The organism is Rhizobium sp. C4 (genome assembly GCF_021026315.1).
Lineage (GTDB): Bacteria > Pseudomonadota > Alphaproteobacteria > Rhizobiales > Rhizobiaceae > Ensifer_A.
The window spans coordinates 97,018-119,423 of the sequence record NZ_JAJNCX010000009.1 but is presented as its reverse complement, the minus strand read 5'-3'; the positions used below and the strand labels follow the sequence as shown (position 1 = coordinate 119,423).

At 61.4% G+C, this 22,406-nt stretch carries 25 protein-coding genes and 1 pseudogene; 12 read left to right on the top strand and 14 right to left on the bottom strand.

What is annotated here, in order from left to right; all coding sequences use genetic code 11:
- The first annotated feature begins 32 nt into the window (after positions 1–32).
- The 5 genes and pseudogenes from rpoN (at position 33) to LQK84_RS16330 (ending at position 3,518) form a co-directional block, all read left to right on the top strand.
- A complete protein-coding gene (gene rpoN / locus LQK84_RS16350; protein WP_230829793.1) occupies positions 33–1,571 on the top strand; it encodes an RNA polymerase factor sigma-54 in 1,539 nt (512 codons plus the stop codon).
- A 200-nt stretch (positions 1,572–1,771) separates the two neighbouring features.
- On the top strand, positions 1,772–2,341 hold the full coding sequence (gene hpf / locus LQK84_RS16345) for a ribosome hibernation-promoting factor, HPF/YfiA family (RefSeq protein ID WP_230829792.1): 570 nt from the start codon (positions 1,772–1,774) through the stop codon (positions 2,339–2,341).
- Between the two features lie 67 nt (positions 2,342–2,408).
- Complete coding sequence (gene ptsN, locus LQK84_RS16340; protein WP_230829791.1) at positions 2,409–2,873, top strand: PTS IIA-like nitrogen regulatory protein PtsN; 465 nt, start codon at positions 2,409–2,411, stop codon at positions 2,871–2,873.
- Positions 2,874–2,953: 80 nt separating this feature from the next.
- Positions 2,954–3,223: a CopG family ribbon-helix-helix protein gene (locus tag LQK84_RS16335; RefSeq protein ID WP_230829790.1), complete on the top strand. Its 270-nt coding sequence runs from the start codon at positions 2,954–2,956 to the stop codon at positions 3,221–3,223.
- Positions 3,220–3,518 (top strand): annotated as a pseudogene (locus LQK84_RS16330) (type II toxin-antitoxin system RelE/ParE family toxin). The gene LQK84_RS16335 and the pseudogene LQK84_RS16330 overlap by 4 nt, the downstream one beginning before the upstream one ends.
- A 79-nt stretch (positions 3,519–3,597) precedes the next feature.
- Here LQK84_RS16330 and grpE read toward each other — a convergent pair.
- Both grpE and hrcA read right to left on the bottom strand, forming a co-directional pair.
- On the bottom strand, positions 3,598–4,233 hold the full coding sequence (gene grpE / locus LQK84_RS16325) for a nucleotide exchange factor GrpE (RefSeq protein WP_230829789.1): 636 nt from the start codon (positions 4,231–4,233) through the stop codon (positions 3,598–3,600).
- 111 nt (positions 4,234–4,344) lie between these two features.
- Positions 4,345–5,430, bottom strand: a complete 1,086-nt coding sequence (gene hrcA, locus LQK84_RS16320) for a heat-inducible transcriptional repressor HrcA (protein ID WP_442966974.1) — start codon at positions 5,428–5,430, stop codon at positions 4,345–4,347.
- 172 nt (positions 5,431–5,602) lie between these two features.
- Here hrcA and rph point away from each other — a divergent pair, with 172 nt between their 5' ends.
- The 4 genes from rph to hemW are packed head-to-tail and all read left to right on the top strand — an operon-like array spanning position 5,603 to position 8,582.
- The gene (rph, locus tag LQK84_RS16315) at positions 5,603–6,322 is read left to right on the top strand and encodes a ribonuclease PH (protein ID WP_230829787.1); all 720 of its coding nucleotides are present in this window, start codon (positions 5,603–5,605) and stop codon (positions 6,320–6,322) included.
- Between the two features lie 8 nt (positions 6,323–6,330).
- Entirely contained in the window at positions 6,331–6,750 is a 420-nt protein-coding gene (locus tag LQK84_RS16310) for a VOC family protein (protein WP_230829882.1), read from the top strand.
- Between the two features lie 3 nt (positions 6,751–6,753).
- A complete protein-coding gene (gene rdgB / locus LQK84_RS16305) occupies positions 6,754–7,398 on the top strand; it encodes an RdgB/HAM1 family non-canonical purine NTP pyrophosphatase (protein ID WP_230829786.1) in 645 nt (214 codons plus the stop codon).
- Entirely contained in the window at positions 7,395–8,582 is a 1,188-nt protein-coding gene (hemW, locus tag LQK84_RS16300; protein ID WP_230829785.1) for a radical SAM family heme chaperone HemW, read from the top strand. The genes rdgB and hemW overlap by 4 nt, the downstream gene beginning before the upstream one ends.
- 105 nt (positions 8,583–8,687) lie before the next feature.
- On the opposite strand, the gene tsaA is transcribed toward hemW, so the two are convergent.
- The 4 genes from tsaA to mutM all read right to left on the bottom strand — a co-directional run bounded on the left by tsaA (position 8,688) and on the right by mutM (position 13,057).
- A complete protein-coding gene (tsaA, locus tag LQK84_RS16295; RefSeq protein WP_230829784.1) occupies positions 8,688–9,212 on the bottom strand; it encodes a tRNA (N6-threonylcarbamoyladenosine(37)-N6)-methyltransferase TrmO in 525 nt (174 codons plus the stop codon).
- 109 nt (positions 9,213–9,321) lie between these two features.
- Complete coding sequence (gene dnaA / locus LQK84_RS16290) at positions 9,322–10,860, bottom strand: chromosomal replication initiator protein DnaA (RefSeq protein WP_442966973.1); 1,539 nt, start codon at positions 10,858–10,860, stop codon at positions 9,322–9,324.
- Positions 10,861–11,719: 859 nt separating this feature from the next.
- Positions 11,720–11,986, bottom strand: coding sequence for a 30S ribosomal protein S20 (rpsT, locus tag LQK84_RS16285; RefSeq protein WP_230829782.1), 267 nt, complete (start codon positions 11,984–11,986; stop codon positions 11,720–11,722).
- 180 nt (positions 11,987–12,166) lie between these two features.
- Positions 12,167–13,057 (bottom strand): bifunctional DNA-formamidopyrimidine glycosylase/DNA-(apurinic or apyrimidinic site) lyase, encoded by an 891-nt coding sequence (gene mutM, locus LQK84_RS16280; protein ID WP_230829781.1) that lies wholly within the window; start codon positions 13,055–13,057, stop codon positions 12,167–12,169.
- A 176-nt stretch (positions 13,058–13,233) separates the two neighbouring features.
- Here mutM and ubiE point away from each other — a divergent pair, with 176 nt between their 5' ends.
- Together ubiE and ubiB are read left to right on the top strand one after the other, a co-directional pair.
- Positions 13,234–14,010: a bifunctional demethylmenaquinone methyltransferase/2-methoxy-6-polyprenyl-1,4-benzoquinol methylase UbiE gene (gene ubiE / locus LQK84_RS16275; RefSeq protein ID WP_230829780.1), complete on the top strand. Its 777-nt coding sequence runs from the start codon at positions 13,234–13,236 to the stop codon at positions 14,008–14,010.
- 4 nt (positions 14,011–14,014) lie between these two features.
- Entirely contained in the window at positions 14,015–15,589 is a 1,575-nt protein-coding gene (gene ubiB / locus LQK84_RS16270; RefSeq protein WP_230829779.1) for a 2-polyprenylphenol 6-hydroxylase, read from the top strand.
- A 234-nt stretch (positions 15,590–15,823) separates the two neighbouring features.
- Here the strand turns inward: ubiB and rlmN are convergent, their stop codons facing one another.
- From rlmN to LQK84_RS16240, 6 genes are all read right to left on the bottom strand, one after another.
- A complete protein-coding gene (gene rlmN, locus LQK84_RS16265; RefSeq protein WP_230829778.1) occupies positions 15,824–17,050 on the bottom strand; it encodes a 23S rRNA (adenine(2503)-C(2))-methyltransferase RlmN in 1,227 nt (408 codons plus the stop codon).
- Positions 17,051–17,224: 174 nt separating this feature from the next.
- The gene (locus LQK84_RS16260; RefSeq protein WP_230829777.1) at positions 17,225–17,860 is read right to left on the bottom strand and encodes an invasion associated locus B family protein; all 636 of its coding nucleotides are present in this window, start codon (positions 17,858–17,860) and stop codon (positions 17,225–17,227) included.
- A gap of 285 nt (positions 17,861–18,145) precedes the next feature.
- On the bottom strand, positions 18,146–19,147 hold the full coding sequence (locus LQK84_RS16255) for an alpha/beta hydrolase (protein ID WP_230829776.1): 1,002 nt from the start codon (positions 19,145–19,147) through the stop codon (positions 18,146–18,148).
- Positions 19,148–19,152: 5 nt separating this feature from the next.
- Complete coding sequence (locus tag LQK84_RS16250) at positions 19,153–19,713, bottom strand: DUF6622 family protein (protein WP_230829775.1); 561 nt, start codon at positions 19,711–19,713, stop codon at positions 19,153–19,155.
- A gap of 100 nt (positions 19,714–19,813) precedes the next feature.
- Entirely contained in the window at positions 19,814–20,191 is a 378-nt protein-coding gene (locus LQK84_RS16245; RefSeq protein ID WP_230829774.1) for a YkvA family protein, read from the bottom strand.
- 63 nt (positions 20,192–20,254) lie between these two features.
- Entirely contained in the window at positions 20,255–20,563 is a 309-nt protein-coding gene (locus tag LQK84_RS16240; protein WP_230829773.1) for a 4a-hydroxytetrahydrobiopterin dehydratase, read from the bottom strand.
- A 79-nt stretch (positions 20,564–20,642) separates the two neighbouring features.
- On the opposite strand from LQK84_RS16240, the gene LQK84_RS16235 reads away from it, so the two are divergent.
- Positions 20,643–21,149: a low molecular weight protein-tyrosine-phosphatase gene (locus LQK84_RS16235; RefSeq protein ID WP_230829772.1), complete on the top strand. Its 507-nt coding sequence runs from the start codon at positions 20,643–20,645 to the stop codon at positions 21,147–21,149.
- On the opposite strand, the gene thpR is transcribed toward LQK84_RS16235, so the two are convergent.
- Both thpR and LQK84_RS16225 read right to left on the bottom strand, forming a co-directional pair.
- Positions 21,056–21,649 (bottom strand): RNA 2',3'-cyclic phosphodiesterase, encoded by a 594-nt coding sequence (gene thpR, locus LQK84_RS16230; RefSeq protein ID WP_230829771.1) that lies wholly within the window; start codon positions 21,647–21,649, stop codon positions 21,056–21,058. The two genes, LQK84_RS16235 and thpR, sit on opposite strands and share 94 nt — an antisense overlap.
- A 120-nt stretch (positions 21,650–21,769) precedes the next feature.
- Positions 21,770–22,402, bottom strand: coding sequence for an arylesterase (locus tag LQK84_RS16225; RefSeq protein ID WP_230829770.1), 633 nt, complete (start codon positions 22,400–22,402; stop codon positions 21,770–21,772).
- Positions 22,403–22,406: the final 4 nt, after the last annotated feature.

Sequence of the window (22,406 nt, the reverse complement as noted above, 5' to 3'; positions counted from 1 at the left end):
GTCGAATGGGAAGTGGGAGTTCTGCGTTCATCATGGCCATGTCAGCCAGCCTGCACCTGAAACAATCGCAATCGCTTGTGATGACGCCGCAGCTGATGCAGTCGATCCAGCTTTTGCAGATGACGCATGTCGAACTCAACCAGTTCATCGAACAGGAAGTCCAGAAGAACCCCCTGCTTGAAATCACCACGGGCGATGGTCCCTCCGTGCCGATCGGCGATGACGCGCCCGACACCTCCTCCGAGCCGGCGCTGGCGCCGCGTGGCGAGGGAGACTGGTTCGAGGCCGGCAATACCGGCCAGGCCGAACGCCTGACCAAGGAACTCGACGCGAATTTCGAGCCCGAATTCGACACGGACCAGGCCGAACGCCGCCCCGACTCACCCGAACTGATCGGACAATGGAAGTCGATGCCCGGCGGACAGGGCGAGGATGGCGGCGATTTCGACATGGACGATTTCGCCGCAGCCGGCGTATCGCTGCGCGAATTCGTCAGCCAGCAGCTTCCCTTTGCCGTCACCAATGCTGCCGACAGGCTGATTGCCCAGCACCTTGTCGATCTTCTCGACGACAGCGGCTATGTCCTGCCCGAATTCGATGCCGTGGCCGAACGGGTCGGCAGGCCGGTGGCCGATGTCGAGCGCGTGCTTTCCGTGCTGCAGACGCTGGAACCGGCCGGCATCTTTGCCCGTTCCTTGAGCGAATGTCTGGCGATCCAGCTGAGGCAGAAGAACCGGCTGGACCCCGCCATGTCCGCCTTTGTCACCAATCTCGAGCTTCTGGCACGGCGCGATTTCCAGGCGCTGAAAAAGCTCTGCGGCGTGGATGAAGACGACCTTCTCGACATGCTGGCGGAGATCCGCAGGCTCGATCCGAAGCCCGGCAGCGGCTTCCTGCGTTCCGCCTCGGAGACGATCGTCCCCGATATCGTCGTCTCGCCGGCATCGGACGGCGGCTGGAATGTCGAACTGAACCCGGACACTTTGCCGCGCGTACTCGTCAACCAGTCTTATTATGCGGAAGTGTCGCGCCATGCACCACGCGACAGCGCCGATCAGGCATTTCTCAGTGAGTGCATGCAGAACGCCAACTGGCTGACGCGCAGTCTCGACCAGCGGGCACGCACGATCCTGAAGGTCGCAACCGAGATCGTACGCCGGCAGGATGGTTTCCTGCGCCTCGGCGTCGACGGGCTGAAGCCTCTGAACCTGAAGACGGTGGCCGATGCAATCAAGATGCATGAATCGACCGTCAGCCGCGTCACCTCCAACAAGTTCATGATGACGCCGCGCGGCGTCTACGAGCTGAAATATTTCTTCACGGTCTCGATCTCGTCGGCCGAAGGCGGCGACGGACATTCGGCGGAAGCCGTGCGAAACCGCATCCGCTCGATGATCAACGAGGAGACCGCCGATACCGTGCTTTCCGACGACGACATCGTGGATATCCTGAAATCCGCCGGCATCGACATCGCGCGGCGCACGGTCGCCAAATATCGCGATGCGATGAACATCTCCTCCTCCGTCCAGCGGCGGCGCGAGAAGAAGGCGATGGCGCGCATCGCCTCCTGAAAGCCAACTTTCCAGTCCTGGTTAACAAATGGTGGGCAAGTGTTTGCGCGCATCGGTCGTTGTGTTGACTTGACGCATGCCCCGGAGTAGAAGCGCGCCGCACCCCATGGAAGACTGAAACATTGTCGGAATCGCTTGGATGCGGAGGCAGGTTGGAATAGACTGTTTCTCGCAAATCAATACACAAGAAGGGTAAATCCATGAGTGTGCGAGTTTCCGGAAAGCATATGGAAATCGGTGAAGCGTTCCGCGAGCGGATCGTGGGCCATGTCGGAGACGCGGTAGGGAAATATTTCGACGGAGGTTATTCCGGCCAAGTCACGGTGGAGAAGTCTGGGTCGCGTTTTGATGCAGACTGCAAGATCCACCTTGATACCGGCGTCGTTCTTCATGCGGCCGGTCAGGCGAATGATCCGCAGGCAGCCTATGATGCGGCGGCCGCTCGGATCGAAAAGCGGCTTCGGCGCTACAAGCGCAGGCTCCGCGACCACCATGTCGGAAACGCACAGCACATCGACATGCCCTACTCCGTGATCGATTCGATCCCGGATCTTGAGGAAGAAGTGCCGGAAGATTATGCACCCGCTATTATCGCGGAGAGCACGAAGCGGCTCAGGACCATGACTGTCGCCGGCGCCGTTATGGCGCTCGACATGACCGACGAACCGGTTTTCGTCTTCCGCAATGCGGGCAACGAACAACTGAACATTGTCTATCGCCGCCACGACGGCAACATCGGCTGGATCGACCCGGCCGGTGTCAAGAGCTGAAAAGCCAGGCGGGCGCGCCGAAGAGGCCGCGCCCGCCTCCTTTCAGCTTCGGAACGGGGAACATCGAATGGCATTGGCAGATTTGCTGCATCAGGATGCGATTATTCCGGCTCTGAAAGCCAATTCCAAAAAGCAGCTGCTTCAGGAACTCGCGGAAAAGGCGGCCACCGTTACCGGCCTGCCCGAGCGGGAAATATTCGACGTCATCCTGCAGCGCGAGCGTCTCGGCTCGACCGGCGTCGGCAACGGCATCGCCATTCCCCATGGCAAGCTCAATTCCATCAAGAAGATCGCCGGTGTCTTTGCCCGGCTTGACACACCTGTCGCCTTCGAAGCACTGGACGACCAGCCCGTCGATCTCGTCTTTCTGCTGCTGGCACCGGAAGGTGCGGGCGCAGACCACCTGAAGGCACTCTCCCGCGTCGCCCGCGTGCTGCGCGACCAGGACCTGACCGCGCGCCTGCGCGCCTGCGAAACGGCCGCCGCCATCTTCGCCTGCCTCAACCAGGACGCCGGAACGAACGCGGCCTGAACCCGGTGGGCTGAACGACGCGCCTATCGCATTCGCGTTGAAAACGTGCTGATATGCTGGGGTCAACAGGGAGCGAATGTATGGCTGCCAGCACGACGATGACGATCACCGTCAGACCCGACGTGAAAGCGAAGCTGGAGCGGATCGCAAGCGATACGCAGCGGACCACCGCTGCTGTTGCCGGTGACGCGGTTGCTGCCTATGTCGAGCGCGAGGCGGAAATCCTTGAAGGTATCAAGCGCGGGATCGCCGACGCCGAGGCTGGCCGCGTGATATCGCACGAACAGGCCGTTGCGGAGATGCGTTCCGCCATCGAGGACGCCAAACGGCGCAAGGCCGCGCACGAATGAGGCCAGTCGTCTGGTCCATTGAGGCACATCGCGACAATCTCGAAATTCTGCGCCATATCGCTCAAGACGATCCCCTCGCCGCAGAACGGGTCGTCGATGCGATCGAGGAGGCCGGCAACAGGCTGGCAAAGCACGCGACCGGCAGACCGGGGAGGGTCAGCGGGACCTATGCGCCCGCTACCCCTATGTCATTGCCTATGCGTTGCGGAACCTCTCAGACCGCGAATGCATCGTGATCGTGCGCGTCATCCATACCTCACGCGATTGGCCGCCGGAGGATTGGCCGCAAGAGTGAAAACATAAAAAATGCGGCCCAACCTTGTGAGGTCAGGCGGCAATTTTCATCAGCTGCGATCGGACTTTGACGAGACCTCTCAGGCCGTCTTTTCGGCGTCCGTCGTCTCGGTGGCAACCGCCTTGGGGCCACCCTTGGACACGCCGACCATGGCCGGGCGCAGCATGCGCTCGCCGATGACGTAGCCGGCCTGGACGACCTGCAGAACCGTGTTGTTCGGGACTTCGGTGTTCGGGATTTCGAACATGGCCTGATGGAAGTTCGGGTCGAACTTCTGGCCTTCCGGCTCGAGCTTCTTGACGCCATGGCGTTCCATGGCGGCCAGCATCGAGCGCTCGGTGAGTTCGACGCCTTCGATCAGGGCCATGAGGCCCGCTTCGCCGGCTTCCCGGGCTTCCGCCGGGATCGCATCCAGCGCGCGGCGGAGGTTGTCCGACACGCCCAGCATGTCGCGGGCAAAGCCGGCAATCGAATAGGACTTGGCATCCTTGACGTCGCGTTCCGTGCGGCGGCGCAGATTGTCCATTTCGGCGGCCAGACGCAGATAGCGGTCGCGCAGATCAGCGTTCTCTGCCTTGAGAGCTTCGATCGGGTCCGGCTCCTGTTCGGCGGCCTGCGCCTCGGCTGCTTCTGCCTCGGCAATCAAGGCGTCGGCTTCCGCGCCGAGGTCCCTTACCGCTTCGTCAGGTCCGTTCTTCTTCGTGTCGTCGGTCATGACGGTCTCCAAATTGAGGTTTGTTTGGGGTTGCGCCCGATATCGATGTTCAGCCGCAAAAAATCAAGACTTCGCAGCCGACTTGTTGACAATCCGGGAGTTTGTTCGGTGTCAGCCGGGTGAACTCAGCTTGGAAATGAGCTGCGCCGTGTAGTCGACCATGGGGACGATGCGGGCGTAATTCAGCCGTGTGGGACCGATCACGCCGACCGCACCCACAACCTTCTGCTCACTGTCGCGATAGGGCGCGACGATGAGCGAGGAGCCGGAGAGCGAGAAGAGCTTGTTTTCCGAGCCGATGAAGATGCGCACGCCCGGCCCGGTTTCGGCAAGGTTCAACAGGTCGATCAGGCTTTCCTTGCGCTCCAGATCGTCGAAAAGCATGCGCAGGCGATCGATATCGGCCTGATCGTCCAGCCCTTCGATGAGGTTCGACTGGCCGCGCACGATGAGCTGCGAGGTCTGGTCGAGCTCGCTCGTGCCGGACCAGACGGCAAGGCCGCGCTCGACCAGATCCTGCGACAGCGTGTCGAGCTCGGCCTGGATCGTCTTGCGGATGACTTCCGTCTGGCTGCGGATTTCCGCCAGCGTATAGCCGGAGAGATGGGCGTTGAGGAAATTGGCGGCTTCCGTCAGCTGCGAGCTGGTCGTGCCGGCGGCCAGTTCGATGATGCGGTTTTCGACCTCGTCATGCTCGCCGACGAGAACCGCGAGCGCCTTGGTCGGACCCAGCCGCACGAAATCAACATGGCGCAGGACCGGATCGTTTTTCGTCGTCACCACGAGGCCGGCGCCGCGCGACATGCCGGACAGCATGCGGCTTGCCTCGCTGAGCAGATTATCGGTCGGCTGGCCGCGCTCTGCGGCGCGCATCTGCGTTTCGATCGATGTGCGCTCTTCCGGCGACAGATCGCCGACCTGCATGAAGGCATCAACGAAGAAGCGGAGACCCAGCTGCGTCGGCAGGCGGCCGGCGCTGATATGGGGGGAATAGATGAGGCCCAGCTCTTCCAGATCGCTCATCACATTGCGCACGGAGGCGGGCGAAAGCGACATGGGCAGGAGGCGCGACAGGTTGCGCGAGCCCAGCGGCTCGCCGTTCTGCAGGTAGGTTTCCACGATGCGCCGGAAAATCTCGCCCGAGCGTTCGTCAAGCGAACGCCCCCTGTCCGGGCCCTTGTCCAGCGTTTGACCGATCCGTCTGTCCCAACCGATCATGTGCTTTGCATCGTCTCCATCGCCATTACATCCTGAAATATAGACATCGAAGCCCCGCGCGCAAACAGGAATCGATTTCCTCGCCTCCGTTTTTCTTTGCAAATGGCCGGGGGCGGTCTTAGAAGAGCGCAAAACAAACAAGGAGACATCCATGAGGCCTTCAGGACGCAAGATCGACCAGATGCGCAAGGTGACGTTCGAGCGCGGCGTATCCAAGCATGCGGAAGGCTCCTGCCTCGTCAAATTCGGCGACACGCATGTGCTTTGCACGGCCAGCCTTGAGGAAAAGACGCCGCCGTGGCTGCGCAATTCCGGCAAGGGCTGGGTGACGGCTGAGTACGGCATGCTGCCGCGTGCCACCGGCGACCGCATGAAGCGCGAAGCCGCCAGCGGCAAGCAGGGCGGCCGCACGCTCGAAATCCAGCGCCTCATCGGACGTTCCTTGCGGGCTGTGGTCGATCTCGAAGCGCTCGGCGAACGCCAGATCACCGTCGACTGCGACGTCATCCAGGCGGATGGCGGCACGCGCACGGCCTCGATCACCGGCGGCTGGATTGCGCTGCGCGACTGCCTGAAATGGATGGAAACGCGCGGCATGATCAAGATGGATCGCGTGCTGAAGGACCATGTTGCAGCAATCTCCTGCGGCATCTTCGCAAACCAGCCGGTCATCGATCTCGATTACCTCGAAGACTCCTCGGCTGAAACGGATGCGAATTTCGTCATGACGGGTGCCGGCGGGATCGTCGAAATCCAGGGCACAGCCGAAGGCAAGCCTTTCTCGGAAGAGGAATTTGCAACGCTGATGGGTCTTGCCAAGGCCGGCATTGCCGATCTCGTGACCCTGCAGAAGGAAGCCGTCTCGGCTTGAGGAGACGTATGACCGGCGCGGCGCGGATCGAAGGTGTTCTGGAAACGGCGCTTTATGCCGCAGACCTCCACGCGGCAGCGGATTTCTATGGCCGGGTTCTCGGCCTTGAGGAAATCACCCATGTCGCGGGCCGGCATATCTTCTTCCGCTGCGGCGCCGGCGTTCTCCTGATCTTCAATCCGGACGCCACCGAACTGCCGCCGCATAATCCCGATCTGCCGGTTCCGCCGCATGGCGCGCGTGGGGCCGGCCACGCCTGTTTCCGCGTTGCGGGCGAGGCGATGGATGTGATGCGCGCCCGCCTTGAAGAGGAAGGCGTGACAATCGAAGCCGATTTCCGCTGGCCGAATGGCGCGCGGTCCCTCTATTTTCGTGATCCGGCCGGCAACAGTCTGGAATGCGCCGAAGCCAAACTCTGGAACCTTTGAGACATGCGCAAGCTCGATACCCGCACCATTGTTGTTGCCAGCCACAATGCCGGCAAGATCCGCGAGATCAACGATCTGATTGGCCCGATGGGTTTTACCGCCACCTCGGCCGCCGAACTGAATTTCGCCGTGCCTGACGAGACCGGCACGACCTTCGAGGAAAATGCCGCGATCAAGGCGCTCGCCTCCGCCAAGGCGGCCGGCATCCCTGCCCTTTCGGATGATTCCGGGCTGGTGGTGGATGCGCTTGACGGTGCGCCCGGTGTCTATACCGCCGACTGGGCGGAAACCGGCGACGGCACGCGCGACTTCCAGATGGCGATGCAGAAGGTCGAGACGGCGCTTGCCGAGAAGGGTGCGACGAGCCCGGACAAGCGGACCTGCCGCTTTGTCTCCGTGCTCTGCCTTGCCTGGCCGGACGGGCATACGGAAATGTTCCGCGGCGAAGTGGAAGGCACGTTCGCCTGGCCGCCGCGCGGGACTGCCGGCTTCGGCTACGATCCGATCTTCCAGCCGGAAGGCTATGACGTGACGTTTGGCGAAATGTCGGCGGAAGAAAAGCATGGCTGGAAGCCGGGCGATGCGGCCGCACTTTCGCATCGGGCACGCGCGTTCAAGCTTTTCGTCGAAACCTGCCTTGAGGCATGATGATGCTCACCGCTGATGGCCAAATCCTCCCCGATACGGGCGATCCCGGCTTCGGCGTCTATCTCCATTGGCCCTTCTGCGCGGCCAAATGCCCCTATTGCGACTTCAACAGCCATGTGCGCCACCAGCCGGTGGATCAGCAGCGCTTTGTCGCGGCCTTTCTGAAAGAGATGGCGGCGACGCGCGAGCTGACCGGCCCGCGCACCGTCACCTCCATCTTCATCGGCGGCGGCACGCCCTCGCTGATGCAGCCGGCAACCGTCGAGGCGATCCTGAACGGGGTGGCTGAGACCTGGCATGTGCCGGCCGGCATCGAGATCACGCTGGAGGCCAATCCGTCCAGCGTCGAGGCGGAGCGCTTTCGCGGCTATCGCGCCGCCGGCGTCAACCGCGTTTCGATGGGCGTGCAGGCGCTGAACGACAAGGATCTGAAATTCCTCGGCCGGCTGCACAATGTCGAGGAAGCCCTGACAGCGATCCGGCTGGCACGCGAGATCTTCCCGCGCATGTCCTTCGACCTCATCTATGCCCGGCCCGGCCAGACGGTGGAAGACTGGCAACGCGAACTCACCGAGGCGATCAATCTCGCGGTTGATCATCTCTCGCTCTACCAGTTGACGATCGAGGAAGGCACGCCCTTCTTCGGCCTGCACAAGGCGGGCAAGTTTACCGTTCCCGATGGCGACCAGTCGGCAGCGCTCTACGAGGCGACGCAGGAGATCACCGCGCGCCACGGCATGCCGGCCTATGAGGTCTCCAACCATGCCGTGCCGGGTGCGGAAAGCCGGCACAATCTCACCTATTGGCGCTATGGCGACTATGCCGGCATCGGCCCCGGCGCCCATGGCCGCATTTCGCGCGGCACCCAGAAGATCGCCACCGCCACCGAGCGAAACCCGGAAGCCTGGCTTTCGCTGGTGGAAGCGCGCGGCCATGGCATGATCGATCATGAGCTGCTGGGTTACGAGGAACAGGCGGACGAATTGCTGCTGATGGGGCTTCGTCTTCGCGAAGGCGTCGACCTCGCCCGCTGGCAGGCGCTTTCCGGCCGCGACCCGGACCCCAAGCGCGAGCAGCTGCTGCTCGACCACGGCTTCATCGAACGGCTCGGCAATTCGCGGCTGCGCTGCACGCCGACGGGCATGCTGATCCTTGATAGCGTGGTGGCTGATCTCGCCTGCTGAGACGTCAAGGCGCGGGGTTTAGCGTAGTTCGCTTTGAGCGACAGAGTTCGCCATATCCCCCCTCTGCCCTGCCGGCAACCAACCTGACAGGCTTAAAGCGCCTTCTCACGCCTTCTGGCAATAATGCGCCGTGCCAGTGTCACCCGTCTGGAAATCACCTGCCTGCGGCGGGGCGATGGGTTTGAAGAGCGTGCGATCCGGCTTCAGGTCGAGAAGCGGCGTGCCGTCGAGGCAATCGAGGCCGCGGACGAAGAGGCGGTTGCCTTCGATCTTTTCCAGAATGACGATCGACGTGCCGATGGGATTGGGGCGCACCGGGGTGCGCAGCGAAAAGGCGCCATGGATGGTGCCATTGGAGGCCGGGCTTTGCAGCACGAGATCGCGGCGGGAGCGATCAAGCCAGTAGAGCACTTCCAGCCGCTCGAATTTCGCCACCCCTTCCAGCGCCCGGTCCCAGGGCTCGAAGACTTCGATCACGCAGACCGGCCCGTCAGGACGGCCCTGCCGCGGCGTTTCCATGCGCGAGGTCCAGGGGGTTGAAATGCGGCCGATGAATTCCAGACCGGCATCCCGTGCTGCTGGAGGCGCAACGGCCACCTCATTCTCGCGGATTTCGTTTTCGCGGACCATGATCCCCTCCAGCGTTATATTGCTCTGAATATAGCGCGGACTTCCGACCGTACAAACGAAAAAGGCCGGCATCGCTGCCAGCCCCTTTCAAGATAGATAGCATGACCGACTATTCGTTGATCAGGCGCTTCAGGAGCTCGATTTCGTGGCTGAGCTTCTGGTCGCCGGTGATCAGCTCCTCGATCTTGCGCACGGCGTGCAGCACGGTCGTGTGGTCACGGCCACCGAAGCGACGGCCGATTTCCGGGAAGGAGCGCGGCGTCAGCGTCTTCGACAGATACATGGCGATCTGGCGCGGCTTGACGATGACGCGGGTGCGACGGTTGGAGACGAGCTCCTGGCGCGACACGTTGTAGTGACGGGCAACCACGCGCTGGATGTCCTCAATGCGGACGCGGCGGGGTTCGCCGGCGCCGACCAGATGGGCGAGCAGTTCGTCAACGCGTTCCATCGACAGGTCCGGCTCGAAGGAGCGGCGGAACAGAAGCTGGTTGAACGCGCCTTCCAGCTCGCGACCGCTTGCGGTGACGCGGCGGGCGACGTGGTCGAGCACGCCTTCCGGAATGTCCAGCGACTGGTCGTCCATGCGGGCTACTTCGAGGCGACGCTTGAGGATTTCAAGGCGCATCTCGTAGTCAGGCGCTTCCATTTCGATGGCAACGCCACCCTGGAGGCGCGAACGGACGCGCGGATCGAGCGATTCCAGCTCCCACGGCGCGCGGTCGGCGGCAACGACGACCTGACGGGCGCTGTCGAGCAGGGTGTTGAGGAGGTGGCAGAACTCGTTCTGGATCGACTTGCCCTGCAGGAACTGCATGTCGTCGATGATCAGAAGATCGATATTGCGCAGCGATTCCTTCAGCGACAGCGCATCGTTGTCGCGGATGGCGGCGGCAAAGCGCCACATGAAATATTCAGCCGTCAGATAGACGACGCGCGGGTTGCGCGGGCTGGTGATGGCAGCAGCGGCAATGGCCTGCAGAAGATGCGTCTTGCCGAGACCCACGCTCGAATGAACGAAGAGCGGGTTGAAGCGCACGGCGCCGGCACCGGCTTCGGCAATCGTCTTGGCGGCAGCAAGCGCCACGCGGTTGGAACTGCCTTCCACGAAGGAAGAAAAGGTGTAGCGCGCATCAAGCGGCGAGCCGAAGAGCGGCGTCGCAGCACTGGCCTGCCAGGAGGACGGCGCAACGGACGAGGCGATCTGGGCGATCGGCTGGGCGGAAGGACGGCGAGCGCCCTGCGGCTGCGTCGACTGAACGGGAGCGGCATCGGCGACATCGTCGTCTGCTGCAACCTTGGAGGCGCGGGCCGCGGTGCGGACCAGGATTTCGACCTTCATGATCTCGGCATCTTCCTCTTGGAAGAGCGCGGTGATGAGGTCGAGATAGCGATTGTTGATCCAGGACTTCAGAAAGGTCGTCGGAACGGTCAGTCTGACCACGCTCTTCGAAACGGAATGCAGCTTCAGTCTGCCAAACCAGCTTGCATAGACGTCAGCACCAACCTTGGCTTTGAGCCGGGCGCTGAAACGCTCGAACAAAGCGTTATTTCCCATAGTCTGAATATTCCCCGCCGCTTGAATTTCGGACGAACCGATCACTGGCGCTGCGCCGCTTTCGCGTGCGCGCACCGATGCTTGTGCCATCGTCATGAGCCGCCTCTCTAACTTCTCTTATCCACACCGACCAGAGCCTCGTATCTCTCTTGGCCGGGCTGTCATTCCAAAGATCGATCCACTCCGCCCCGAACAGATCGACTACGCATTACACTCGTTACGCACCTTCCGTTTCCGGTTCAGCCCAGCTTGGCGCAAGCTTCACTGCCTATTCCGGCAGCAAGAAGGCTCGTGCTTCGCAAGGCCGGGTCAGGCAACCCGCCTCGTCTTCTTTCACCCAGCCTGACGCTCCTCTCGCGCACCAGGTATCTGGACACACGTAGAGAGCAGGCCCGAAACCATGGGCCAGGTTTCATGCGTGACCAGTCGTGAAAACGCGGAACCGAACAGGGTCCGCTACAGAGCACTCAACCGTTTCGTAATCAGGTATTCCCCAAACGTCGCGATCATTTTGTCCGGCGTTGTCCGCCCTCTGTTGGATGCATTTACGCAGGAACGTTTCCAAAGATCAATCGCGTTTTTTACGCAATTTTAACTCGCGACCATTGACTCAGAAGGCGGGTTTCTGTCCCGGCCAAGCCCCCGAAAAAGAATCGCTTTTGAATCAACGAGATTCGTTTTCAGAAGGGTCGAGCACCCTCGAAATGCAAAAAAAATTATTTTTTTCTTGACTCAAAAATAGGCCAACCTTCCGTTAAGTGAGGTCGCATCCGCCTCTGTCACCTTCGCCAAGATATTGAAAACTAAATGCTTTTTATGTCAGCATCCTGTCATGAAGGAAGATGATGAATGACAAGGAGATGGCGCGATGATGACGCCGCCGACGGAAACGACAAAAAGCCCGGTCAGACGACCAGGCTTTTTAAATCTTCAGATTTCGATCAGATGATCAGACCGAAAGGGCCTTCACGCGGCTCGCCAGACGCGAAACCTTGCGCGATGCCGTGTTGGCATGAACGACGCCGCGACCGGCAGCGCGCATCAGCTCGGGCTGTGCGGCGCGGAGAGCTTCCTGTGCAACCTTTGCGTCGCCAGAAGCGATTGCTTCTTCAACCTTGCGGAGGAAGGAACGGACGCGCGAACGACGAGCCTTGTTGACGTCGGTGCGGCGAGCAATCTTGCGGGTCGCCTTCTTCGCAGAAGATGTATTGGCCATATGTGCCTCTCTTACAAACTCGATATGCTACCACTCTGCCGCGCTCGGTCGCCAGACCATTCGTCAGAACTCAAGTGGAAGCGTTTGACGGAAAGGACCGGAACGGTGGCTTTCCAAACGGTTGGCGGGCATATAACGGGAAAGCGCACGCCAGTCAACGCGCAAAATGCGGCGAGACTCCTATTTCTGGCATGCCGCGCAGAAGAAGGTCGAACGGCCCGACTGGACAATCCGCTCCACCGGGCGCCCGCAACCCGGATTGGGGCAGGCCTCGCCCTCTCTATCATAGACGCGGAATGTATGCTGGAAATAACCGAGCGATCCGTCCGTCTGGATATGGTCGCGCAGCGACGAGCCGCCGGCGGCGATCGCCTCGGCGATGACATCGCGGACGCATTCGACGAGAAGGCCAAGCTGCGGCTTTGCCCTGCCCTTCTTGTCCACCATCGTGCCCGCCGCCCGCCGGGGCGACAGCCCTGCCCGGTGCAGCGCCTCGCAGACATAGATATTGCCAAGCCCGGCGATCACGGTCTGATCGAGAAGGGCCGCCTTCAGCGGCGCCTTCTTGTCCGCAAAGGCCGCGGCCAGCATTTCAGCGCTGAGGCTGTTGCCCGTCGGCTCCGGGCCGAGGCTGGCGAGATAGGGATTGTCGGCGAGCCTTGCGGTCTCCTCCAGCAGGAGAAAGCCGAAGCGGCGGGGGTCATTATAGATGATCCGGGCGGGCTGATCGGCCCGCGTCAGGTGGAAGACGACATGGTCGTGCTTCTCGTCCTTGGAGCGCGCATAATGGAAGTCGCCAGGTGTCGCAGGTTCGCCGCCCGCCTCGATCCGGAAAGAGCCGGACATGCCAAGATGGGAGATCGCCGTCAGCCCGCCTTCAAAATTGATCAGCAGATATTTGGCCCTGCGGCTCAGGCTGTCGATCTGCCGGCCGGCCAGCCGACCGGCCATGCCTTCCGTGAAGGGAAAGCGCAGGTTCGGGCGGCGCAGTTCCAGCTGCGTGAGGCGCGCGCCCTCCATGGTCGGCGCGAGACCTCGCCGGACAGTTTCCACCTCGGGCAGTTCGGGCACGGTAACCTCTTTCTCTCAAATCTGTTTCGTGTAGCTGCAATCTGGTCTATAGACGCCGCATCACGTTGCGGTGCAAAAACCGCATGTCCATATATAGGTGAGCCTGCGATAGCGCCGAAGAGGCGAATGCGCCAGAGCTTTCACTTTGAAGAACCGATGACCGGGAGCTTGAACCCATGAACGAGAGCCGCACCTCTGCAAATGGTGGCATGGAAACGTCCTATGGTTTTCGCCAGGTCGCGGACGGCGAAAAGCAGAGCCTCGTCAATGATGTGTTTCACAAGGTCGCCAAGCGCTACGACATCATGAACGATGTCATGTCGGCGGGCCTGCACCGCGCCTGGAAAGAGGCGATGGTGGCATCGCTCAATCCGCGCCGCGACCAGAACTACCGCGCGCTTGACGTTGCCGGCGGCACGGGCGATATCGCGTTTCGTATTGTGGAAGCCTCGGGCCGTCAGGCCCATGTGACCGTTCTCGACATCAACGGCTCGATGCTGGGTGTCGGTGCCGAGCGGGCGGAAAAGAAGGGGCTTTCGCCGAACCTCGATTTCGTCGAGGCCAATGCCGAGAGCCTGCCCTTCGAGGCCAATTCCTTCGATGCCTATACGATCGCCTTCGGCATCCGCAACGTGCCGCATATCGATGTGGCGCTGAAGGAGGCCTATCGCGTCTTGAAGCGCGGCGGACGTCTGCTCGTGCTGGAATTTTCCGAAGTCGAAATGCCGCTTCTCGATACGTTCTACGACCAGTGGTCTTTCAAGGCGATCCCGCAATTCGGCAAGATGATCACCGGCGAAGCCGAGCCCTATCAGTATCTGGTGGAATCGATCCGCAAGTTCCCCAATCAGCGGGATTTCGCGACCATGATCAGCCAGGCCGGCTTCTCGCGGGTGAACTTCACCAATTATACCGGCGGCATTGCGGCCCTTCATTCCGGCTGGAAGCTCTGATCCCATGGCTGGACTGACTGCTTATGGCCGGCTTGCCCGGGTCGGCTGGGTTCTGGTTCGCGAAGGCGTTGTCGGCGCATTCCCGTCTGAAGGCCTGCCCGCGCCCGTTCGCACGGGGAAGGCCTTTCTCGAGCTTTTCGCCCGCAATCGCGCCCGCAGCAGCGCGCGCTCCGACAATCTTGCCCGCGCGGTCGAACGGCTGGGGCCCTCCTATGTGAAGATGGGTCAGTTTCTGGCGACCCGTCCCGATGTGATCGGTGCGGAATTCGCCGCCGACCTTTCGCTCCTGCAGGACCGCATGGCGACATTTCCGATGGAGCAGTCGGTCGCGCAGATCGAAGGTTCGCTCGGCCGCAAGGCGGATGATCTTTTCGCCCATCTCTACAATCCGGTTGCCGCAGCGTCCGTGGCACAGGTGCATCCGGCCGAAATCGTCGTCGATGGCGTCGAGCGCAAGGTTGCCGTCAAGGTGATCCGCCCCGGCGTCCGCCAGCGCTTTGCCGCCGACCTGGAGGCCATGTATCTCGTCGCCGAGACGCAGGAGCGTTTCCTGCCGAAATCGAAGCGGCTGCGGCCTGTCGAAGTCACCCGCACGCTCGAACAGACGACGCGGATCGAGATGGATCTGCGCCTTGAGGCGGCAGCCCTTTCCGAAATTGCCGAAAACACCAAGGATGATCCCGGCTTCCGTGTGCCCTATGTCGACTGGGAACGCACGGGGCGCGATGTCGTCACCATGGAATGGATCGACGGCGTCAAGATGTCGGATATCGCCGGCCTGCGCGCCGCTGGTCACGATCTCGACAAGCTGGCCGACACGCTGATCCAGTCGTTCCTGCGCCACACGCTGCGCGACGGCTTCTTCCACGCAGACATGCACCAGGGCAATCTCTTCGTCGAGGCGGATGGAACCATCGTCGCCGTCGATTTCGGCATCACGGGCCGTCTGGGGCGGAAAGAACGGCGTTTCCTCGCCGAGATCCTTTACGGCTTCATCACCCGCGACTACATGCGCGTCGCCGACGTCCATTTCGAGGCGGGCTATGTGCCGGCCCATCATGACCATGCGAGCTTCGCCCAGGCGATCCGCGCCATCGGCGAGCCGATCCATGGCCAGTCCGCCGAGACGATCTCGATGGCAAAGCTGCTGACGCTGCTCTTCGAGGTCACCGAGCTTTTCGACATGGAGACGCGGCCGGAACTGCTGATGCTGCAGAAGACCATGGTGGTTGTCGAAGGTGTTGCGCGCACGCTCAACCCGCGCTTCAACATGTGGAAGGCCTCCGAGGAAGTCGTCGGCGGCTGGATCCGCGACAATCTCGGGCCAAAGCGGATCGTGGGCGATCTCAAGGACGCCGTCGGCGCCGCCATCCGGCTCGCCGAAGCGCTGCCGGAAATCGCCGCCAAGACCGAGAAGTTCCACGCCGAAGTGATGGCAATGACCGAAAACGGCCTGCGCTTCGACAAGAGCACGGCGGAAGAGATCGGCAAGGCGGAAGCGAAGCACTCCCGCTGGGGTCGCGTGGCGCTTTGGGTGATTGCGGCTGCGAGTGTTTATATCGCGTGGAAGGTTTCGTAAGCCCCGGCCCGCCAGGCGACTGTTGGCCGCGAGCGTTCCAACACCTTCCGTCATGCCGGACTTGATCCGGCATCCAGTCCGCGATGTCGATCGCGGGAAAGACTCTTTGGCTACGGCGCGTTTATTGAACAGTCCTCTCAGCCCGCGGACGCGGGCTGGCTAGATCCCGGATCAAGTCCGGGATGACGGTGGAGAAAATGGCCAAGCCTTCCCACAAGGGGAGAGGAGAAAACCTCAATCATCCTCGCCATGGTTGGCGATCATCATGGCCTGCAATGCAAGCCGTTCCGTCTTGCGCATGCGCTCCGATTCCGACTTCAGCTGGCCGCAGGCGGCGAGGATGTCGCGGCCGCGGGGTGTGCGGATGGGCGAGGCATAGCCGGCGGCGTTGACGAAATCGGCAAAGGCCTCGATCGTTTCCCAGTCGGAACAGTCGTATTTCGTGCCCGGCCAGGGATTGAACGGAATGAGGTTGATCTTGGCCGGAACGCCCTTGAGCAGCTTCACCAGATCGCGGGCATGCTCAAGGCTGTCATTGACGCCCTTCAGCATCACATATTCGAAGGTGATGCGGCGGGCATTCGACAGGCCCGGATAGGCGCGGCAGGCGGCCATCAGTTCCTTGAGCGGGTATTTCTTGTTGATCGGCACGAGTTCGTCGCGCAGCGCATCGTTGGTCGCGTGCAGCGAGATCGCCAGCATGACGCCGATTTCCTCGCCGGTGCGGTAGATTTCCGGCACGACGCCCGAGGTCGAGAGCGTGACGCGGCGGCGCGACAGCGACAGGCCGTCGCCATCGGTGGCGATCAGCAGGGCCTTCTTGACCTCTTCGAAATTATAAAGCGGCTCGCCCATGCCCATCATGACGATATTGGTGATCTTGCGATCGGAGGAGGGCAGGATGCCGCCCTGCGGCGTTTCGCGGTCGGGGAAGTCGCCGAGGCGATCGCGGGCGAGCAGAAGCTGCGAGAGTATTTCTTCCGCCGTCAGGTTGCGCACCAGGCGCTGCGTGCCGGTGTGGCAGAAGGAGCAGGTGAGCGTGCAGCCGACCTGCGAGGAGATGCAGAGCGTGCCACGCCCCTCTTCCGGGATATAGACCGTTTCCACCTCGACCGGGCGACCCGCGCCGCGCGCCGGAAAGCGCAGCAGCCATTTGCGGGTGCCGTCATTGGAAATCTGCTCTTCGGCGATTTCCGGGCGCTGGATGGTGAAATGCTCTTTCAGAAGCGCGCGAAGATCCTTGGCGACATTCGTCATGTCGTCGAAATCGGAAATGCCGCGAATATAGAGCCAGTGCCAGATCTGGCTGACGCGCATCTTGACCTGACGCTCGGCCACGCCTTTTTCAACGAGGGCGCTGGCAAGTTCTTCGCGCGACAGGCCGATCAGCGAGGGCTTTTCGGACAATTCAAAAACGGGCTTCGCCGGGGCTGCCGGCGCGGCAAGATCGAGACTGACCATAAGAGACTATCCTTCGGCGCGGCGTAAATTTCGCCCGCGCTCACAATTTGCGGGCTCCTCTATCATGATTTTGCCGCCACGTCAGCCCCTTCAATCCAAAGGGACGTCTCGACCAGAAACAGCAAAGCCGGCGCTAAGGCCGGCTTTGTGAAGGCATGGAACGGGTGGTCTGGCTTACTTGCAGGTTTCGATCTGCTTGAGAGCCGCCGAAATGCCGGAGAGCGAATAGGTGTAGGAGGTCGGCGTGCCGCGCGAGGAGATGGCGTCCACCTTCAGGCTGTGGCCGGACTTCAGGGCTGCGACGAGCGCGGGCTCTTCGGCAGCGTTCTCCAGCCATGCCGACTTGTCCTTGATGAACATCGTGTAGGACTTGGTGTCGATCGTGACCTTGACCTTCGAGCCTGCCTTCAGCGCGTAGCCGACCATGACCTGCGGTTCGTAGGAAATGTTCTGGCCGGGACGCTGGGTCACCAGGAAGAAGTTGTCGCCATGGTCGAGCTTGGCGGGCGACTTTTCAGCCGGAACCGAAAGCACGTAGCAGACCTTGCTGGCGCCCGACGTGTAGGAATAGGCGCCCCAGGCGTTGAACTGCTGGATGCGGGTCGGGCCGGAAGGCGCTGCGGCTTCCTTCTTGTCGCCGGACTTCTTGTCGGACGACTTCTTGTCCGCCTTCTTGTCGGCGGGCTTCTTGCTGTCCGACTTTTCGGTCTCCTTGGCGTCCTTTGCCGCTACGGACGTCGCGGAAAGCGTGACTGCCGAAGCCGATGCCAGGATGATGGAAAGAGCGAGTGCTGTTTTGCCTGCGAACATAACTTCCTACCGATTGTTTCCGTCCACGCGAAAAAGCCGAGCAATGCCGGCCGTTTATGACGATTTGAATTAATTTAGCTTAATTCGGGTTACCAAACCGTCAACAAGGAATTGCTTCGCGGCAAAATCGGTCGAGAGCGGCATATTCCACACGACAGTCCGTGCCGGAATGGCGCGAAGCGCTTCCCTTGCGCTGATGAAAGGCATTTGAAATCGGGCGACATTGGGGCGGTCTGCCCGCCCAAATCGGTTTTGCGAGAAAATGGCCTTCGGGTTACCCGACCATCAGCGTCCAATCTGCCGGCTGACATAGGCGCGGACGAGATCGGCCGTCGCCTGGTTATTGATCAATCCGAGGTGATCGACGCCGTCGAGGACATGGTATTCGCCCCTCGGGTTGACCGGTGACAGGGTCGGCTCGAACTGGTCGGCGCGGAATGCCTCGTCCTGTTTTCCAGCCACCAGCAGGAAGGGCGGCAGCTTGCCGACATCGCCGAGATAGTCGCGGCGCGGCGCATAGGAGACGTTGAGCCGCCAGGAATAGGCCGTGGTGGCCGCCTTGCCCTCGGCGCTTTCCAGAACAGCGCGCGGGAAGTGGAAGGTCACGACCGTCAACCCATCGAGAGCATGAATGCCGAAACCATTGAGGATCGAAAGCCCGATGGCCCGACGCACCAGCGCCTGCGACCAGCCGCCGGCATTGTCGCGCATGGTGGGCGCCTTGTAGTTCAGGTAGGGCGAAAGCAGGACGGCGCCGCTGAGCATCCCGCCATACTGGCCGCCGGCAAAGCGGATGACGAAGCCGCCACCGCTGGAATGGCCGGCAAGGATAAGCTTCTGTCCGGGCTTCAGCAATTGTTTGGCCAGTGCTGCGACATCGTCCTCCATCTGGCCGATGTAATCGACATCGCCGCGCATTTGCGGCGACGGTCCGTGACCGCGCAGATCGGGAATGGCGACCGCGATATCGCCCTCGCCTGCAATCTGACGGGCGAGCCATTGATAACTCCCGCCATGCCAGCCGGAGCCGTGGATGAGGATGACCAGCGGCGCATTGTCCGACTTGGCCGGGATGAAGCGATAGCCAAGCTCGGACCCGTCTTCCGCCTTGTAGGGCAGAAGCGGAAGAGTGACCTGTTCGGGCGGCAGCACGGACTTGAAGTTCAGCGTGTCGTCATCCTTGGCCGGCGCTTCCGGGCTTTGGCTGAAGATCAGCCCGAGGGCGACAAGGGGGATCGCAGCGAGGAGAGCGATGGTGACAGTGAGGACGCGAAGGGCGGTGTTCATCGCCTTCAAGCCGTTCTGGCGTTCAGATAGGCAATGGCGCGGCCCATCATGAAGCAGGAGGATGTGGCATTCACGAAGCCATAGAGGAAGCGCAGGTTGTCGCTGCTTCCGAGATCCGGATTGATCGCCGAGACGACCGCAATCCCGTAATTGACGCTGAAGATCGCAAGGATCAGCCCAAGCGAGAACCATTCGCCCTCGATCAGCAGCCGACCGGGACCGACGCGGCGGGCATTGCGGCCGGGCTTGACGAGCATGAGCATGCCGAATGCCGCCACAAGGCCGGCAACTGTACCCAGAAGGGCCGGCTCGGCAAAACGCCCCATGACGAGGCGAATGATCGCAATTGCCACGAACAGTGCCGCCGGGACGACGATGCGGGAGATGGAGAGTTCGCGGGTCTTGGTGCGTTGCAGACCGAGATAGATGAGGCCGGCAAGGATGAGCCAGACCCAGAGCGGCGTGTGGGTGACAATGCCGACGGCATATTGGGTGGCGTATTGCATGACGATGGTCCGTTCGTTGGAGCTGTCGGGACCGCAACCGGTTCCGTTGACCGCAGTCATCGTCGAACTGCGGTTCTCCCTCAAACGAACATGAGTGAAGCAACAGGGATCTTTCGCGAGTGGTGACAAACGTCATTTCGCGAAGCGCGAGTTGCGGCTGTCAGCTGGTCTTGTGATCTTCCAGCGCGTCGCGCGCCTTGTCGTAATGCTCGGGCTTCATATGTGCGCGCACCGAGGTGATCGCCATGGTCAGCACGGCGAGGTCATCGGAAAAGCCGATCACGGCGATGAAATCCGGCACGAAATCGATCGGCGAGACGAAATAGGCGAGTGCGGCGAGCAGAATGCCGCGCACGCGCGTCGGCGTCGTCGGGTCCAGCACGCAATAATAGGCGGCCACCACGTCCTCGCCGAAGGGCAGGACGCGAACCGCGCGCTTGAAGGCGGGCCAGAAGCCCTTGCGGACCTTTTCCGACTGCTTTTCCCGCGTGTCCGGATCGCCCGGCATCAGGATGTCACCATATTTGATGTCGTCCATGCGAAGCCCTTTCGAACCTGCTCACTGCAGGCGGACCTGATGTATGTATCGGCAGGCCCGGTTTCAAATCCGGTAATGCGCTTCTGCGCGATCCATTTCCAGTGCGAGCTGGAAGTCCAGCTCGGTCAGGCCGCCGGCGGAATGGGTGGAGAGCGAGACTTCCACCGTCGCATAGGAATTCTTCCAGTCGGGATGGTGATCGAGCTTTTCGGCCATCAGCGCGCATTGCGTCATGAAGGCAAAGGCCTCGCGGAAATTCTCGAAGCCGAAGGTCTTGGAGATGACCTTGCCGCCCTCTTCCAGATGCCAGCCGCCATGCGACTTCAGCTTCTCTTGCACTTCGCTCTCGCTGAGCTTAACCCGATTGACCATCATCAACTCCTGTTGTCACGCAATTGCGAACGAAAAACCGCTTCACACGTTTTGCTGAATTGCTCTGGAGATTAAACGCATGAACGACGTTTCGGTTCTTTTTGTGTGCCTCGGCAATATCTGCCGGTCGCCGCTCGCGGAGGGCGTGTTTCGCCATATCGTCGCACAGCAGGGGCTTTCGGCCCGCATCACGGCGGATTCGGCCGGCACAGGCGGCTGGCATCAGGGCGACGCGCCCGACCGGCGTTCGATTGCGGTCGCTGCCCAATACGGCATCGACCTATCCAAGCTGAAGGCCCGGCAGATACGCCAGCGCGATTTCGAGACCTTCGACCTCATCCTCGGCATGGACAGTTCAAACGTCGAAAACATCCGCCGCATCGCGCCCGCCGAGGGCCGCGAGCGAGTGCATCTCTTTTCCGCGCTGACGCTCGGGCAGAGCTTTGACGTTCCCGACCCATATTATGGCGACGCGTCAGATTTCGAGCGCGTCTACCACATGATCTCGGAGGGCTGCGTGTCCCTGGCCGAAATGCTGAAATCGTCCGACATGTCGGCGAGAGGGAACACTTCCTCGGTCAGGTAAGGACCGCCGCCCACGGAATCGCGCGACGAAAGCAGCACGAAGCGTGGAACGAGAAAGGGCGCCGTGTGGAAGTCACCGCGCCCTGCAAGATAGTGTACGACATCATCGACCCGTGACGAACGCAGCCTCGCCAGCGTTACGTGCGGCGTGAACTTGCGGGGATCCGGTGGGAGACCGATCCGCTGGCAGATCCGCTCGATTTCAGCCTGAAGCGCATACATTTCCTCATTGGGAGAAACGCCGGCATAGACCGAATGCGGTTTCTTCGATCCGAATGACCCCGTACCGGACAGTTGCAGGGAGAATTCGGGCCGGTCGATGCGGTCGAGCCGATCGACGATTTCATCTGCGGTGCGATTATCGACGTCCCCGATGAAGCGTAGCGTGATGTGATAGTTCTCGACGTCTATCCATCTGGCTCCGGGGAGACCACCGCGCAACAATGAAAGGCTCATGGCCGCATTGCGCGGAATTTCGAGGGCGGTAAACAGTCTGGGCATGACGAGCTCCCCGAATCTATTACTCGAACGATCCTAGCGAATCACGCAATTGCGAAATGCGCAAGACAAAAGGGAAATGCCCTGTGGAACGAATAGTTTCAGGCAAGCGACATTTTTGACTTACCGGGCTGGAATCGATTTCAGAAACGCCTCGGCCGTGGGCAGAAATGCTGCAACTGCGGCGTCCACGCCCTTGGCATTCGGGTGCATGCCATCGTCCAGTTTCAGTTCGGGCTTGAGCACGTAAGCCTCGACGAACAGGGGATAGAGCGGCGCACCGTATGCTTTGGCGAGATCCGGAAAGATCGGGTTGAAGCGGGCGGCATAGTCTGGCCCGAGGTTCGGCGGGGCCTGGATGCCGGCGAGCAGAACCGGGATCTTGCGTTCCTTCAGCCGGGCAAGGATGGCATCGAGATTTTTCTTCGTGTCTTCGGGGGCAAGACCGCGCAAGGCGTCATTGGCGCCGAGCTCCAGGATCACGCCACCGGTTCCGTCCGGGATAGACCAGTCGGCACGCGCCAGTCCGTCGCCGGTCGTGTCGCCGGAAACGGCGGCGTTGGCGATGGCCACGTCATAGCCCTTCGCCTTCAGCGCCGCTTCCAGCTTGGCCGGAAAGGCATCGGCGGCGGGCAACTGATAGCCGGCCATGAGGCTGTCGCCAAAGGCGACAAGCTGGACCGTTTTGGCTGCCGCTTGCGAGGCCCACAAAAGCGTGGCTGCGAGCAATATTCCCATCGACGCTTTAAAACGCATCTTC